General features: G+C 61.2%; 13 protein-coding genes. 8 read left to right on the plus strand and 5 right to left on the minus strand.

What is annotated here, in order from left to right; genetic code table 11:
- Positions 1-171 precede the first annotated feature (171 nt).
- The 8 genes from ppsA (at position 172) to KVQ74_RS24850 (ending at position 8351) form a co-directional block, all read left to right on the plus strand.
- Positions 172-2547, plus strand: a complete 2376-nt coding sequence (gene ppsA, locus KVQ74_RS24815; RefSeq protein ID WP_217834001.1) for a phosphoenolpyruvate synthase — start codon at positions 172-174, stop codon at positions 2545-2547.
- A gap of 99 nt (positions 2548-2646) precedes the next feature.
- Positions 2647-3636 (plus strand): alpha/beta fold hydrolase, encoded by a 990-nt coding sequence (locus KVQ74_RS24820; protein ID WP_217834002.1) that lies wholly within the window; start codon positions 2647-2649, stop codon positions 3634-3636.
- Between the two features lie 226 nt (positions 3637-3862).
- Positions 3863-4354 carry a ribonuclease E activity regulator RraA gene (gene rraA, locus KVQ74_RS24825; protein ID WP_217834003.1) on the plus strand — a complete coding sequence of 164 codons (492 nt, stop codon included), beginning with the start codon at positions 3863-3865 and terminating at the stop codon, positions 4352-4354.
- Positions 4355-4378: 24 nt separating this feature from the next.
- Positions 4379-5374, plus strand: coding sequence for a zinc transporter ZntB (locus KVQ74_RS24830; protein WP_217834004.1), 996 nt, complete (start codon positions 4379-4381; stop codon positions 5372-5374).
- 63 nt (positions 5375-5437) lie between these two features.
- A complete protein-coding gene (locus KVQ74_RS24835) occupies positions 5438-5686 on the plus strand; it encodes a CrfX protein (RefSeq protein ID WP_085700244.1) in 249 nt (82 codons plus the stop codon).
- 2 nt (positions 5687-5688) lie between these two features.
- Complete coding sequence (locus KVQ74_RS24840) at positions 5689-6513, plus strand: mechanosensitive ion channel family protein (RefSeq protein WP_065259736.1); 825 nt, start codon at positions 5689-5691, stop codon at positions 6511-6513.
- A 90-nt stretch (positions 6514-6603) separates the two neighbouring features.
- A complete protein-coding gene (sigX, locus tag KVQ74_RS24845) occupies positions 6604-7194 on the plus strand; it encodes an RNA polymerase sigma factor SigX (RefSeq protein ID WP_011333251.1) in 591 nt (196 codons plus the stop codon).
- Positions 7195-7301: 107 nt separating this feature from the next.
- Positions 7302-8351: an OmpA family protein gene (locus tag KVQ74_RS24850; protein WP_217834005.1), complete on the plus strand. Its 1050-nt coding sequence runs from the start codon at positions 7302-7304 to the stop codon at positions 8349-8351.
- A gap of 76 nt (positions 8352-8427) precedes the next feature.
- Here the strand turns inward: KVQ74_RS24850 and cobA are convergent, their stop codons facing one another.
- From cobA to KVQ74_RS24875, 5 genes are all read right to left on the minus strand, one after another.
- The gene (gene cobA / locus KVQ74_RS24855; RefSeq protein WP_217834006.1) at positions 8428-9192 is read right to left on the minus strand and encodes a uroporphyrinogen-III C-methyltransferase; all 765 of its coding nucleotides are present in this window, start codon (positions 9190-9192) and stop codon (positions 8428-8430) included.
- Positions 9193-9204: 12 nt separating this feature from the next.
- Entirely contained in the window at positions 9205-11916 is a 2712-nt protein-coding gene (locus KVQ74_RS24860) for a nitrate reductase (protein WP_217834007.1), read from the minus strand.
- Positions 11916-12233, minus strand: a complete 318-nt coding sequence (gene nirD, locus KVQ74_RS24865) for a nitrite reductase small subunit NirD (protein ID WP_217834008.1) — start codon at positions 12231-12233, stop codon at positions 11916-11918. Before nirD ends, KVQ74_RS24860 begins: the two co-directional genes overlap by 1 nt.
- Complete coding sequence (gene nirB, locus KVQ74_RS24870) at positions 12230-14683, minus strand: nitrite reductase large subunit NirB (RefSeq protein WP_217834009.1); 2454 nt, start codon at positions 14681-14683, stop codon at positions 12230-12232. Before nirB ends, nirD begins: the two co-directional genes overlap by 4 nt.
- Before the next feature lie 414 nt (positions 14684-15097).
- Positions 15098-16768 carry a bifunctional protein-serine/threonine kinase/phosphatase gene (locus KVQ74_RS24875; RefSeq protein WP_217834010.1) on the minus strand — a complete coding sequence of 557 codons (1671 nt, stop codon included), beginning with the start codon at positions 16766-16768 and terminating at the stop codon, positions 15098-15100.
- Positions 16769-16775 lie beyond the last annotated feature (7 nt).

The raw sequence follows: 16775 nt of genomic DNA on the forward strand, positions 1-16775 counted from the left end.
CACCTTGGGCCTTAAGCTAATGAGTATTTCTGGATATGATAGGCGCGGTTTGTCGGCCGCCATTGGTCGGCATTCTCACTTATTTTCCAGGTCCAGGCCATACAACCGGCCAACGCTCCCCCGAGCCGCCGGTTTCTGAGCTTTTCCAACACAGTTAGTGGAGAGATCACCTTGGTAGAGTACGTAGTTTCCCTCGATAAGCTCGGCAAACACGATGTTGAGCATGTGGGGGGCAAGAACGCATCCCTGGGCGAGATGATCAGCAACCTGGCTGGCGCCGGTGTTTCGGTGCCCGGTGGCTTCGCCACGACAGCTCAGGCATATCGTGATTTCCTGGAACTGAGCGGTCTGAATGACCAGATCCACAAGGCCCTCGACGCCCTGGACGTCGACGATGTCAACGCCCTCGCCAAGACCGGCGCGCAAATCCGCCAGTGGATCATGGAAGCCGAATTCCCTGAAAAACTGAACGCCGAAATCCGCACCGCATTCGCTGCGCTGTCGGCCGGCAATCCTGATGTGGCCGTGGCCGTGCGTTCCTCCGCCACCGCCGAAGACTTGCCGGACGCGTCCTTCGCCGGCCAGCAGGAAACCTTCCTGAACATCCGTGGCGTGGAAAACGTCATCCGCGCCGCCAAAGAAGTGTTCGCGTCGCTGTTCAACGACCGTGCGATTTCCTACCGCGTACACCAGGGCTTCGACCACAAACTGGTCGCCCTGTCGGCCGGCGTGCAGCGCATGGTGCGTTCGGAAACCGGCACCGCCGGCGTGATGTTCACCCTCGATACCGAATCCGGCTTCCGTGACGTGGTGTTCATCACCGGCGCCTACGGCCTGGGCGAAACCGTCGTGCAGGGCGCGGTGAACCCGGACGAATTCTATGTCCACAAAGGGACGCTGGCCGCCGGTCGTCCGGCGATTCTGCGCCGCAACCTGGGCAGCAAGGCCATCAAGATGATCTACGGCGACGAGGCCAAGGCCGGTCGTTCGGTCAAGACCGTCGATGTCGACAAGGCCGAGCGTGCGCGTTTCTGCCTGACCGACGCCGAAGTCAGCGAACTGGCCAAGCAGGCGATGATCATCGAGAAGCACTACCAGTGCCCGATGGACATCGAATGGGCCAAAGACGGTGACGACGGCAAGCTGTACATCGTGCAGGCCCGTCCGGAAACCGTGAAGAGCCGTACTCAGGCCAACGTCATGGAACGTTACCTGTTGAAAGAAACCGGCACCGTGCTGGTGGAAGGCCGGGCGATCGGCCAGCGCATCGGCGCGGGCAAGGTGCGCATCATCAAGGACGTCTCCGAGATGGACAAGGTCCAGCCGGGCGACGTGCTGGTTTCCGACATGACCGACCCGGACTGGGAACCGGTGATGAAGCGCGCCAGCGCCATCGTCACCAACCGTGGCGGGCGTACCTGCCACGCGGCGATCATTGCCCGTGAGCTGGGGATTCCTGCAGTCGTCGGTTGCGGCAACGCCACTCAACTGTTGAAGGACGGTCAGGGCGTGACCGTGTCCTGCGCCGAAGGCGACACCGGTTACATCTTCGAAGGCGAACTGGGCTTCGACATCAAGAAGAACTCCGTGGATGCCATGCCGGAGCTGCCGTTCAAGATCATGATGAACGTCGGCAACCCGGACCGCGCATTCGACTTCGCGCAACTGCCGAACGCCGGTGTGGGCCTGGCCCGTCTGGAATTCATCATCAACCGCATGATCGGCGTACACCCTAAAGCGCTGCTGAACTACGACGGCCTGCCGCAGGACATCAAGGAAAGCGTCGACAAGCGCATCGCCGGTTACGACGATCCGGTCGGTTTCTACGTCGAGAAACTGGTCGAAGGCATCAGCACCCTGGCCGCGGCATTTGCACCGAAGAAGGTCATCGTGCGTCTGTCGGACTTCAAGTCCAACGAATACGCCAACCTGATCGGCGGCAAGCTGTACGAGCCGGAAGAAGAGAACCCGATGCTGGGCTTCCGTGGCGCTTCGCGTTACATCAGCGAATCGTTCCGTGACTGCTTCGAACTCGAATGCCGCGCGCTGAAACGCGTACGCAACGAGATGGGCCTGACCAACGTCGAAATCATGGTGCCGTTCGTGCGTACCCTCGGCGAAGCCAGCCAGGTGGTCGATCTGCTCGCTGAAAACGGCCTGGCCCGTGGCGACAACGGCCTGCGCGTGATCATGATGTGCGAACTGCCGTCCAACGCGATTCTCGCCGAGGAGTTCCTCGAATTCTTCGACGGCTTCTCCATCGGTTCCAACGACCTGACCCAGTTGACCCTGGGCCTGGATCGCGACTCGGGGATCATCGCGCACCTGTTCGACGAGCGGAATCCGGCGGTCAAGAAGCTGTTGGCCAACGCGATTGCCGCGTGCAACAAGGCCGGCAAATACATCGGTATCTGCGGTCAGGGGCCTTCGGACCACCCGGATCTGGCCAAGTGGCTGATGGAGCAGGGCATCGAAAGCGTGTCGCTGAACCCGGACACCGTGCTGGAAACCTGGTTCTTCCTGGCGGAAGGCCAGGGCGCGGAATAAGGCGTGAATGAAGCCCTGATCTGCCTGTGCAGGTCGGGGCTTTGAGATTGAAGTAGGGCGGGCTCCAGTGGATGCCGCCCTTTTTTGTGCAAGAGCATTATGCAAAGCAGCAGCAACCTATTTCCTGTCGCCCTGATCAGCGCCGAACGGCGCGGCGATCTGAGCGAAGACGTTTATCGTTTGAAACCGGGCAACAGCCCCGACTGGTCCGTGGAAATCGCGGTGACCCGTCTCGGCATGGCCGACGAGCCGGCGACACGCGGCGTGCCGGTGATCCTGCTGCACGGCAGTTTTTCCAACCGACGCTTCTGGTTTTCGCCCAAAGGCCTGGGGCTGGGCGCCTACCTGACGCGCCTGGGGTTCGATGTGTGGATTCCGGAGATGCGTGGCCACGGCTTGTCCCAGCGCAACGAGGACTACCGGCGCAATCGCGTCGCCGACTACGCCCGCTACGATCTGCCGGCGATTGCCGCGTTCGTGCGTGAGCAGAGCGGCCAGATTCCACACTGGATCGGCCATTCGCTGGGCGGCATCACGCTGGCGGCTGCGCTGGGCGGTGAATACCTCGGCGAGCCAGCGGTGGCGTCGGCGGCGTTCTTTGGCACCCAGGTGAGTCGTACCTATTGGCCGCTGAAGATTCCGCCGGTGGAGTGGAGCAGCCGCTTCATTCTCAAGCGCTTTGCCCAACTGTCCGGCTCGCGCCTCAAGCGTGGCCCCGAGGACGAGCCGATCGGTCTGGCGCTGGAAAGCATGCGCTGGTACGGCTTGTTCGGCCGTTTCGGCGACAAGGACAAGGATTGGTGGGCGGGCCTGGCCGATGTGCGGGTGCCGGTGCTGGCGGTGACCGCTGCCGGAGATCATCAGGATCCGGCCTGGGCCTGCCGTAAGCTGTTCGAGCAGATCGGCTCCGAGCACAAGCAGTTCATCAATCTGGGACGTGAGCAGGGCTTCAACGACAATTTCGGCCATGTCGAGATGCTGGTGAGCAAGGCTGCGCAAGCCGAAGTCTGGCCGCTGGTGGCGCGCTGGCTGGCGGATCAACAGACGCCGTTGCTGGGCGAGAAGGCGGATCTGGCGGCAGCGGTGTGAGCAAAGCGCTCTGAAAAGGGCATTTCGTTCAGGTCGGCATGCGGCTAAGATATGACGCATTGAGCGATTCTGGTCATATTTGGTGGCTGTTTAGCGATTACGTTTCAGCGTTTGTTCAGGTTCGCTCAGCGACCATGGCATGAACTAAGGTAAACAGCGACCGCCGGAACTCGTCTCCCCAGAGAGCGACATTCTTGATCGTCTTCCTTGTTACAGGAGTTTTTCGATGAACCATTACCTCACGCCTGACCTGTGCGACGCCTATCCGGAGCTGGTGCAGGTGCTGGAACCGATGTTCAGCAATTTCGGCGGCCGCGACTCCTTCGGCGGCGAAATCGTGACCATCAAGTGCTTCGAAGACAACTCGCTGGTCAAGGAACAAGCCGAACTCAAGGGCAATGGCAAGGTGCTGGTGGTCGATGGTGGCGGTTCTTTGCGCCGTGCGCTGCTGGGCGACATGATCGCCGAGAAGGCCGCGAAAAACGGTTGGGAAGGGATGGTGATCTACGGCTGCATCCGCGACGTTGACGTCATTGCCCAGACTGACCTGGGGGTTCAGGCCCTTGCCAGCCATCCGATGAAAACCGACAAGCGCGGTATCGGCGACCTCAACGTCCCGGTGACCTTCGCCGGTGTGACCTTCCAGCCGGGCCAATACATTTACGCGGACAACAACGGCGTGATCGTTTCGCCAAGCCCGCTGAAAATGCCTGAATAAATCGCGGTACGCACAGGGGTGAGGATGTTCGAGGAAGAAAACGCGCAGTGGGGGCTGGTGCATGCCCTGGTGCTGGACGGTAAAGGCGGTGCGCGTTCGATAGCCCGGACTGAACTCGATGACTTGCAGCTCCAGGCCCATGAAAGCCTGTGGCTGCACTGGGATCGCAGTCACCCGCAGACCCAGACCTGGTTGCGCAAATCCAGTGGGCTCAACGAGTTCGCCTGCGACCTGCTGCTGGAAGAAAACACCCGTCCACGCCTGTTGCCGTTGCCGGACTCCGAGCTGTTGCTGTTTTTGCGCGGGGTGAACCTCAATCCCGGGGCCGAGCCGGAAGACATGGTCTCGGTGCGGATCTTCGCCGCCGCGCAACGGGTGATTTCCCTGCGTTTGCGGCCATTGCGCGCCACGGATGAACTGCTGGCATTGCTCGGTGAAGGCAAGGGGCCGAAAACCTCCTCCGAACTGATCCTCTATCTGGCGCAGTTTCTCACCAACAAGGTGCAGGATCTGGTTACTTGCCTCTCCGAAGTGGTCGATGAAGAGGAAGAAAAGCTGGATGCCGACGAACGGTATACCCCCGAGCATGGTGCCATTTTGCACATCCGGCGACGGGCGGCCGGACTGAAACGTTTCCTCGCACCGCAGCGGGATATTTTCGGCCAGTTGAGCCGGATCCGGTTGCCGTGGTTCGTGGATGACGATGCCGATTACTGGAACGAATTGAACAACAGCCTGACCCGTTACCTCGAAGAGCTCGAATTGACCCGAGAGCGCGTGGGGCTTGTGCTGGAGGCCGAAGACCGGCGCTTGAGCGTGCGCATGAACCGCACGATGTATCGCTTCGGAATCATCACCGGGATCTTCCTGCCGATGAGTTTTCTCACCGGCCTGCTGGGTATCAATGTCGGTGGAATTCCACTCTCCGGGAGCCCGTATGGCTTCCTGGTGGCGTGCCTGCTGATGGTGGCGGTAGCGCTCGGGCAATGGTGGTTGTTCCGCCGTTTGCGCTGGGTATGAAGATGCGTCATGTGACCCGACCAAATTTGCCCGCGTCTTTCACAGACATCACGAGAGGTGCGTATGCACGATCCGTTTGAACAGTCTTTGCGCGACATGCTCAACGCCTCGCCGTCCGGCCGCGACGACGATGCGTGCCTGGGCCGCGTACTCAAAACCGCCAACCGCCAGGTCGGCGCCGGCGATCTGTTCAGCCTGCTGGGCCGCTGGCTGCCCGCGCTGATGATCGCCCTGAACAACGGATCGGCCCATGTCGCTCCGGTTTCCCGTCTTCGTAAACCTACCGCTCGCACTGCTGATAAGGCTGATTGAATATGGAACTTGATCTCTGGACTCAGAGCCTCGTCACTGCAATGACTGCGTTGTGGACCAAAGTCGCTAATTTCATTCCCAACCTGTTCGGTGCGCTGGTCGTGCTGTTGTTGGGTTTTGTCGTGGCCAAGCTGCTGGACACCTTGCTGTCCAAACTGCTCGCCAAACTCGGCCTCGATCGCCTGATGGGCGGCACCGGCCTGACCAAACTGATGTCCCGCGCCGGGTTGCAAGTGCCGATTTCGACCTTGATCGGCAAAATCGTCTATTGGTTCGTTCTGCTGATTTTCCTGGTTTCTGCAGCAGAATCCCTTGGCCTTGAGCGAGTTTCAGCTACGCTGGACATGCTGGCGCTGTATGTGCCGAAAGTTTTCGGCGCTGCGCTGGTGCTGCTGGTAGGTGTATTGCTGGCGCAACTGGCGAATGGTCTGGTGCGCGGCGCGGCAGAAGGCGTCGGTCTGGACTACGCTTCGGGATTGGGGCGCATTGCCCAGGGGCTGGTGATCATCATCAGCATCTCGGTCGCGATCAGTCAGCTCGAAGTCAAGACCGACCTGCTGAACCATGTGATCGTCATCGTATTGATTACCGTTGGTCTGGCCGTCGCGCTGGCCATGGGTTTGGGAAGCCGGGAAATTGCCGGTCAGATTCTTGCGGGAATCTATGTGCGTGAGTTGTATCAGGTTGGGCAACAAGTGCGTGTTGGCGAGGTCGAAGGGCAGATCGAGGAGATCGGCACGGTGAAGACCACATTGCTGACCGATGAGGGTGAGCTAGTCTCACTCTCCAATCGGATCCTGCTGGAACAGCATGTGAGTAGCCGCTAACCCGGCAAACCCTGCTAATGTATGCCGCCGCAAAATGCCAGCAGGTGCTGGCTGCGGTGGACATTGACCTGACTGTCGGCACGACTTGTTTTGAATAAAGCCCAAACGCTATCCACGCGCTACGACCCCCGCGAGCTCTCCGATGAGGAGTTGGTCGCGCGCTCGCATACCGAGCTTTTTCACGTGACGCGCGCCTACGAAGAACTGATGCGGCGTTACCAGCGAACATTATTTAACGTTTGTGCACGATATCTTGGGAACGATCGCGACGCAGACGATGTCTGTCAGGAAGTGATGCTGAAGGTGCTGTACGGACTGAAGAACTTCGAGGGGAAATCGAAGTTCAAAACGTGGCTGTACAGCATCACTTACAACGAATGCATCACGCAGTATCGGAAAGAACGGCGAAAGCGTCGCTTGATGGACGCATTGAGTCTTGACCCCCTCGAGGAAGCGTCCGAAGAAAAGGCGCCGAAACCCGAAGAGAAGGGCGGACTTGATCGCTGGCTGGTGTATGTGAACCCGATTGACCGTGAAATTCTGGTGCTACGTTTTGTCGCAGAGCTGGAGTTTCAGGAGATCGCAGACATCATGCACATGGGTTTGAGTGCGACAAAAATGCGGTACAAACGTGCTCTAGATAAATTGCGTGAGAAATTTGCAGGCATTGCTGAAACTTAGTTCGGCGCAAATATCTCTTACGTGTAGGCAAGTTCTGATAGACTTGCCGCCGAGTTGTCCCCCGGTTTGCGGGACTGCTTCACAATCACCAGATGGGGATTTAACGGATGAAACTGAAAAACACCTTGGGCTTGGCCATTGGTTCTTTGATTGCCGCCACTTCGTTCGGCGCTCTGGCACAGGGCCAAGGCGCAGTTGAAGGCGAACTGTTCTACAAGAAGCAGTACAACGACAGCGTTAACCATGTCGAAGACGGCTTCAACCCAGGCGCCTCGATCGGTTACTTCTTGACCGATGACGTGTCCTTGAACTTCACCTACGACAAGAACAACCACACCCGTTCGAACGACGGTACTGGTAGCCAGAAGCTGGACGGCGACAACTTCGGTCTGATCGCTCAGTACCACTTCAACAACGCTGGCGACGCTCTGCGTCCTTACATCGCTGGTGGTGTGAAGCACGGCAGCCTGACCAACGTAGCCGCTGACGGCCACACCGGTCGCGACCAGTCGACCTACCTGAACGCTGGCGCTGGCGTTAAGTACTACTTCGCTGAAAACTTCTACGCCCGTGCTGGTGTAGACGCTGACTACAAACTGGACAACGGTCGCTGGAACTACGCTCCAGTTATCGGTCTGGGCGTGAACTTCGGTGGCGGCAACAAGCCTGCTGCTGCTCCAGTTCCAGCACCAGCTGAAGTCTGCTCCGACAGCGACAACGATGGCGTTTGCGACAACGTTGACAAGTGCCCGGACACCCCAGCCAACGTAACCGTTGACGCTGATGGCTGCCCAGCAGTTGCTGAAGTTGTACGTGTTGAGCTGGACGTGAAATTCGACTTCGACAAGTCGGTCGTCAAGCCAAACAGCTACGGTGATATCAAAAACCTGGCTGACTTCATGAAGCAGTACCCATCGACTCGCACCACTGTTGAAGGTCACACTGACAACGTCGGTCCTGACGCTTACAACCAGAAACTGTCCGAGCGTCGTGCAAACGCCGTTAAACAAGTTCTGGTTAACCAGTACGGTGTTGAATCGTCCCGCGTTGGTTCGGTTGGCTACGGCGAATCCCGCCCAGTGGCTGACAACAAAACCGAAGCTGGCCGCGCTGTTAACCGTCGCGTAGAAGCGCAGGTTGAAGCTCAAGCTAAGTAATTAGCTCGCCGCTTTGAGAAAAGCCCGGCTCTGGCCGGGCTTTTCTTTGTCTGCGATTTGGGGAAGCTGGGCGTCTTTACGCGGACTGTCCGGCGGCCATCGCAGGCAGTTCACGCTCGAGAACGGCTTGAGCCTCAGCGGCGGCCACCGCGCCGATCACCAGGATGGCCGGGCTTTTGAGCTGGAATCTGTGCGCCTCGTCTTCCATGCCCAGCAGATCGCTCCGACATTCGCGCTGTTGCGGCAATGAAGCGTTTTCGATCATCGCCACCGGCGTATTCACCGCCATCCCTCCGGCCAACAGTTGATCGCGAATCTCGCCGAGCTTGGCCACGCCCATGTACACCACCAGCGTCGTCCCGCCTTGCGCCAGCGCCTGCCAGTTCAATTGGCTGTCGTCCTGGGTATGCGCGGTGACCAGCGTCACCCCGCGCGCCACACCTCGCAGCGTCAACGGGATATCGCACCGCGTCGCGCCCGCCAGGCCGGCGGTGATGCCATTGACCAGTTCCACCTCGACCCCATATTGGCGCAGCCATTGCGCTTCTTCGCCACCCCGGCCGAAGATGCACGGATCGCCGCCCTTGAGCCGCACCACGCATTTGCCCTGGCGGACATAACGCAGCATCAATCGATGGATGAAGGCCTGAGGCGTGGAGCGGCAGCCGCCGCGTTTCCCGACCGGAATGATCCTCGCGGTCGGGCAGTGCTCCAGCACCGCGACGTTGACCAGATCATCGATCAACACCACATCCGCCTCACGCAGGGCGCGCACGGCCTTGAGCGTCAGCAGTTCCGGATCGCCAGGGCCCGCGCCCACCAGCCAGACTTTTGCGTTCATGGTGTTTCCTCTTCAGATGATGGCGGCCGGCTGCGCATTGGCGGCCAGCAGGCGCTTGATTTCCGGAACGCAGGAGCCGCATTGCGTACCGCAGCCCAGTTTCTGTTTCAGCCCTTGCAGGTCCAGGCCCTGGCTGATGCCGGCGCAGACCGCGCTCTGGCTGACGTTCTTGCAGTTGCACAGGGTTTTATCCACAGCCTGCACCCCGACATTCCCCGGTGGCGCACTCATCGGCGCCAGCAGCCAGCGCCGCAGTTGTTCGTCTGCGCGGCCCTCCAGCCAAAGGCCTTGCAGCCAATGCTGGGCGAGGGTTTCGCCAGCCAGGCGAATCGCAGTGATCCCGCCGTTTTCGATACGTACGCGCTTGCCGATGGCCCGACGCGGGTCGTCATAGGCGAGTACCGGGCCGTCGATCAGCGCCAGGCATTGGTCGATTTCCTTCAGCAATTGCGGGTCTGGCGCCACGGCGCTGGCCGCGCGTATCAGCAACGCCGGACGTTCACGTCCGACAAGGCTGAAACTTACGTAGGAAAATGCCTCGCAGAGCGGTCGTAGGGTCTCGAAATGCCGTTGCACATCACCCTCGATCAGTGCGAACAGTTGCCACGGCAAATCCACCCGTTCCAGGCGCACACCGCTGTGCTTGAGTTCCGGTTGTTTCGACAGCGGATCGAAAGCGGGCTGGGTGAGGTTATTCACACCGCCCTTGAGAAAACGGTCCCCCCAGTGCATCGGCAGAAAGGCCTGGCCCGGACGCACGCTGTCATCGCTGCCGACCGCGACGATCACCGCACCCCGGCGGCTTTTCAGATTGACCAGGTCCCCCGGCTGCAAGCGATGCCGGCGCAACTCGTCCGGGTGCAGGCTCAACACAGCTTCGCCAACATGGCCGAACAGTTGCGCGGCAGTGCCGGTACGGCTCATGCCGTGCCATTGATCGCGCAGGCGCCCGGTGATCAGGGTCAGCGGGAAGCGTGCATCCCGTTGCTCCTTGGCGGCGCGGTACGGATCAGCGACAAATTGCGCGCGACCGCTGGCCGTGGGGAACACCCCGTCGCTGTACAGACGTGCCGTGCCTTCGCTGGCCTCGGCGGGGAAGGGCCATTGCTGCGGGCCGATCCGGTCGATCAAGGCGTGGCTGATCCCGGACAGATCCAGATCACGTCCCCGGGTCAAAACCTTGTATTCGTCGAACAGTTGCGCCGGTTGCTCGAAGGCAAACAGGCTGGGGGCGCGGGGCCGCAGACGTTTCTCCAGGCGTTGTGCGAAATCCACCGTGATCGCCCAGTCCGGTCGCGCCTCGCCCGGTGCGGGAATGGCCCGGCGAACGTGGGAAATCCGCCGCTCGGAGTTGGTGACCGAACCTTCTTTCTCGCCCCAGCTCGCCGCCGGTAGCAGCAGGTCGGCGAACGCGGCGGTTTCGGTGGTGCGAAAGGCTTCCTGCAACACCACGAACGGGCAAGCTTCGAGTGCTGTGCGTACCTCGTTCTGGTCCGGCATCGATTGCGCCGGGTTGGTGCAGGCAATCCACAGCGCCTTGATCTTGCCGCTGCGCACCTGTTCAAACAATTCGATGGCGCTCAGGCCGGGGTTTTCCGGCAGTTGCTCCACGCCCCAGTACGCGGCCACTTCGGCGCGGTGCTCGGGGTTCGCGGCTTCACGGTGGCCGGGCAGGAGGTTGGAGAGGCTGCCGGTTTCCCGCCCGCCCATGGCATTCGGCTGACCGGTCAGGGAGAAAGGTCCTGCGCCGGGCCGGCCGATTTGCCCGGTGGCCAAGTGCAGATTGATCAATGCGCTGTTCTTGGCGCTGCCGGCGGTGGACTGGTTGAGGCCCATGCACCACAGCGACAGGAAACTGGGGGAGGTGCCGATCCACTCTGCGCACTCCTGCAATTGCTCGACGCTGATGCCGCACAACTGCGAAACCATTTGCGGGGTGTAATCACGCACCAGGTTTTTCAGTTCGGCGAGGCCTTCGGTGTGGGCCTTGATGAAGTCGCGGTCGATCCAGTCTTCCCACAGCAGCAGATGCAAAATCCCATGGAACAGGGCGACGTCGGTGCCCGGCAGGATTGCCAGATGCAGATCCGCCAGGTCGCAGGTGTCGGTGCGTCGTGGGTCGATGACGATGACTTTCATCTGTGGGCGGCGGGATTTGGCCTCTTCCAGCCGACGAAACAGCACCGGGTGGGCGTAGGCCATGTTACTGCCGACGATCATCACACAATCGCTCAGTTCCAGATCTTCATAGCTGCACGGTGGCGAGTCGGCGCCGAGGCTGCGCTTGTAGCCGACCACCGCCGAGGACATGCACAGGCGGGAATTGCTGTCGATGTTGTTGGTGCCGACCAGCGCCCGCGCCAGTTTGTTGAAGGCGTAGTAGTCCTCGGTGAGCAACTGCCCCGAGATGTAGAACGCCACGCTGTCCGGGCCATGTTCGGCGATGGTTTCGGCGAACACATGGGCGGCATGTTCCAGAGCGCTGTCCCAGTCGGTGCGGCTGCGCGCGAGCGCCTTGCCCAGACGCAATTCCGGGTACAAGGCGCGCGCCGTCAGGTCGCCGGTCAAGTGCAGCGTCGAGCCTTTGCTGCACAGTTTGCCGAAGTTGGCCGGATGCGCCGGATCGCCGCTGACGCCAAGGATGCGCTCGCCGTCATGCTCGATCAGTACGCCGCAGCCGACCCCGCAGTAGCAGCAGGTCGAGGCGGTCGTCTGGCGGTTCATCAGACGGCGTCCCGCAGGGCCAGCAGCACACGGCCATTTTCGACCTTGGCCGCGTGGTGGTGGGCGCAACCGACATCCGGTGCCTGGGCCTCACCGGTTTGCAGGTCGATCTGCCAGTTGTGCAACGGGCAGGCCACGCGTTTGCCGTAGATCAGGCCTTGGGACAGTGGGCCGCCCTTGTGCGGGCAGCGATCATCGAGAGCGAAAACCTCATCGTCGCTTGTACGAAAAATCGCGATGTCGCCTTTCGGCCCGGCAATGATCCGCGAACCGAGGGCATTGATCTCTTCTAGGGCACAGATATCCAGCCAGTTCATGCCGGCACCTCCAGGTTTTTCACGGGGATCACGTCGAATTCTTTCTTCAGTTGCGGCTGTGCCAGGCGCTCTTTCCACGGGTCCTGCTCGAACGACAGGGAGAACTGCAGGCGTTCGTTCAACGCCTTGCGACGCACCGGATCTTCCAGCACGGCTTTCTTGATGTGTTCCATGCCGACCCGCTGCATGTAGTGCACGGTGCGTTCGAGATAGAAGGCTTCTTCGCGGTACAGCTGCAGGAAAGCGCCGTTGTATTCGCGTACTTCTTCGGCGGTCTTGAGCTTGACGAAGAACTCGGCGACTTCGGTCTTGATCCCGCCGTTGCCGCCGATGTACATCTCCCAGCCGGAGTCGACGCCGATGATGCCGACGTCCTTGATCCCCGCTTCCGAGCAGTTGCGTGGGCATCCGGAGACCGCCAGTTTCACTTTGTGCGGCGACCACATGTTGAACAGGTCGTGTTCGAGGTCGATACCCAGCTGTGTCGAGTTTTGCGTGCCGAAGCGGCAGAACTCGCTGCCGACGCAGGTTTTCACGGTGCGGATGGATTTGCCGTAGGCGTGGCCAGACGGCATGTCGAGATCCTTCCAGACCCCCGGCAGATCCTGTTTCTTGATCCCCAGCAGGTCGATACGCTGGCCGCCGGTGACCTTGACCATCGGCACCTGGTATTTGTCGGCGACGTCGGCGATCCGGCGCAGCTCGGACGGATTGGTCACGCCGCCCCACATCCGGGGCACGACGGAGTAGGTGCCGTCTTTCTGAATGTTGGCGTGGGCGCGTTCGTTGATCAGGCGCGATTGCGGATCGTCCTTGGCTTCGCCGGGCCAGGTGGAAATCAGGTAGTAGTTGAGGGCCGGGCGGCAAGTCGCGCAGCCGTTCGGAGTGCGCCAGTTGAGGTAGCTGATGGTGCCGGCAATGGTCAGCAGATGCTGTTCGCGAATGGCCTGGCGAATCTGCCCGTGGTTGAGGTCGCTGCAACCGCAGATGGCTTTTTCGCTTTTCGGTTTGACGTCCGCCGCACCGCCGACGGTGTTGATCAGGATCTGTTCCACCAGGCCCGAGCACGAGCCGCAGGAGCTGGCGGCCTTGGTGTGTTTTTTCACTTCGTCGACGCTGAACAGGCCGTGCTCCTGAATCGCCTTGACGATGGTGCCCTTGCACACGCCGTTGCAGCCGCAGACTTCGGCGTTGTCGGCCATGCTCATGGCTTTGTCCTGGCCCTGATGTCCTACGTCGCCGAGGGCGTTTTCGCCGAACATCAGGTGATCGCGGATCTCGCTGATGGCGTGATTCTCACGGATCTGCCGGAAATACCAACCGCCATCCGCTGTATCGCCGTACAGACAGGCGCCGACCAGCACGTCATCCTTGATCACCAGTTTTTTATACACCCCGCCGATCGGGTCGGAGAGGGTGATGGTCTCGGTGCCTTCGCCACCCATGAAGTCGCCGGCGGAAAACAGGTCGATACCGGTGACTTTCAGTTTGGTCGAGGTCACCGAGCCCTGGTAGCGGGCGAAACCCAGTTGCGCGAGGTGGTTGGCGCAGACCTTGGCCTGCTCGAACAGCGGCGCGACCAGGCCATAGGCGATGCCGCGATGGCTGGCGCATTCGCCGATGGCATAGATGCGCGGGTCGTAGGTTTGCAGGGTGTCGTTGACCAGAATCCCGCGATTGCACGGGATACCGGCCTTTTCCGCGAGTTCGGTGTTGGGGCGGATGCCGGCGGCCATGACCACCAGATCGGCGGGGATGATGTCACCGTTCTTGAATTGCACCGAGCCGACCCGGCCATTGCCGGCGTCGTGCAGGGCCTGGGTCTGTTCGCACAGGCGGAAGTGCAGGCCACGGGATTCGAGGGCGCTTTGCAGCAGTTGGCCGCTGGTCTTGTCCAGTTGCCGCTCCAGCAGCCATTCACCGAGGTGCACCACGGTGACGTGCATGCCGCGCAGCATCAGGCCGTTGGCGGCTTCGAGGCCGAGCAGGCCGCCGCCGATCACCACGGCGTGCTTGTGGGTCTTGGCGGTGTCGATCATCGCCTGGGTGTCGGCGATGTCGCGATAGCCGATCACGCCCTGCAAGGTGTTGCCGGGGATGGGCAGGATGAACGGGGTCGAGCCGGTGGCGATCAGCAGGCGATCGTATTCGGCCTCGGTGCCGTCCTCGGCGATCACCCGACGCTTGACCCGGTCGATCTGCACCACCTTGCGGTTGAGCAGCAGCTTGATGTTGTTTTCCAGATACCAGTCCAGGTCGTTGAGGACGATCTCTTCGAACGTCTGTTCACCGGCCAGCACCGGCGACAGCAGGATGCGGTTGTAGTTGGTATGCGGTTCGGCGCCGAAGACCGTGATGTCATACAGCTCGTTACTCAGCTTGAGCAGTTCTTCCAGGGTCCGGACCCCGGCCATGCCATTGCCGATCATCACCAGTTTGAGTTTTTTCATCAGGTTCTCCGGGGAGCTTGCGGCTTGCCTCTTGTGGGCAGTCAGGCCTTGCTCGAGAAATTTTGCGCAAACAAAAAAAGGCGTCCCGCTAGTTGCCTAGCGAGGACGCCTTTGTCCTGGTCCCGTTCTCTCGGGAAGCCTGGCCTTCGTCGTTGAAGGTCGGGCTTTATGTATGTTGAGAGGGGTAATGCAGCGGTTGTGCCAACTGGGTGAAGTGCCCGGATTTATTGGGGTTTTGTGGGTTTTGTGTTCAGGAGGGAGGGTTTCTTGCACCGAATCGAAGCGTGTTGCTCGTTCGTGGAGCGTCGGGCTGGTGGTTCTGTGGAGACTGGAAGGACGCCTTCGTGGGCAAGCCCGCTCCCACGAATTCGGCGTAATCCCTGTGGACTTGCCCGCGAAGGGCGCACCACGGGCTCAGCCATGGAACAACAGAAACAGCAGCACCAGATTCCCCAGCAATGCCGCCAGCGCCAAGCCCCGCCAGACTTTCAGCGGTTCACGTTCGAGCAACGGACGCGGGCGTACGGTCAGGTTGCGCCGCTCACCTTGCTCCAGGGCCAGCAACCATTCTTCGGCGGTTTCATAACGCTGCCGGGGATCCGTCTCGACACCGCGTTCCAGACTTTGCGCCAGCCATTCCGGCAGATCCGGTCGGTAGCGACCGGCATTGACCGGCGTGCCGAAACGCGGGCGTTGAAAGGCTTCGATCTCGCCATGGGGAAAGTGCCCGGTCAGCAGGAAATACAGGCTCACGCCCACCGCATACAGGTCCTGTTGCGTGCTGGGCAAGTCACCCCTGAACGCTTCCGGGGCAATGTAGCTCGGGGTTCCGGGCAGTTCGGAAGGCGCGTCCTCCGATAAACCGGGGCAGAACGCCAGACCGAAATCCAGCAGGCGCAATTCGCCGTCATCACCCAGGTGCAGGTTTTCCGGTTTGATGTCGCGATGCAGGATCTGCCGCCGATGCAGCAGGCCCACCGCACGCAGCAGACGCTCGGCCAGGTTGCGCCACTGCGCCAGTGGTAGCGGGCCGTTCTGCTCGAACAGTTGCGCGAGGGTCATCCCGGAATATTCACGCATCACGTAGTACAAATGCTGACGCTGAGTGACGGCATGGACTTCAGGAAAGTGCCGACCGGCCACGCGCTTGAGAAACCATTCCTCCGCCAACAGGGCCTGGCCGGCCTCGGGCGCATCGGCGAGGCGCGTGGGCAGAGTCTTCAGCAGCCAGACTTGACCCTGTGCGTCGAGCACCCGGTACAGCAGCGATTGCTGGCTCTGGCCGACGATGCCTTGCACCTGCCAGCCTTCGAAGGCTTGGCCCGCCTTCAAGGCAGGCGGCAGGGGCCATTGCTGCAAGTGGATCAAGGCATCGCCGATGTTCGCCTCGCCAACGCCGTCCACTCGCACCAGCAGGGCGCTGGCATTGTCCTGACTGCCGGCCAGATGCGCGGCGGCCACCAGGGTTTGCGCCGCGCTGTGCAGGTCAGGTTGATCACGCAGAATCGCCGCGATCGCGGTATCGCCCAGCGTCGCCCAGATACCGTCGCTGAGCAGCACGAAACACTCGCCTTCGCGCAGTTCACCGTCGAGAAAATCCAGCACCAGATGCTGATCCAGACCCAGTGCCCGTTTGAGCACATGCTGCATGCCCGGCTGCTCCCAGACGTGGTCTTCGGTGAGCCGCTGCAAGCGGTCGGCGTGCCAGCGATAGACCCGGCAATCGCCGACATGGGCGAGGGTGAAGCGCCGCCCGCGCAGAACCAGCGCGCTGACCGTGGTCAGCAGCGGCTGGCCGCCACCGTTGGCCTGCAGCCAACGGTTCTGCGCGAGCAGCAAGCGATCCAGCGCCTGGGCCACGCTCCAGGTTTGCGGCGTGGCGTAGTAGTCCAGCGCCAGTGCCTGCAAGGTCGAGCGCGCGGCCAGACCGCCGTCGGCGCACTGGCTGACCCCGTCGGCAATGGCGAACAGAAACCCCTTGCTCGCCGCCAGATCCGGCGCGGGGGTCACCAGGCGCAGGGCGTCCTGGTTCTCCGCGCGCGGGCCGGTGGCGCTGGCTTCGGCAAAACTCAGTTGCAGAGCCATGGGGGCC

The sequence above is a fragment of the Pseudomonas botevensis genome, from assembly GCF_019145475.1.
Classification (GTDB): Bacteria; Pseudomonadota; Gammaproteobacteria; order Pseudomonadales; family Pseudomonadaceae; genus Aquipseudomonas; species Aquipseudomonas botevensis.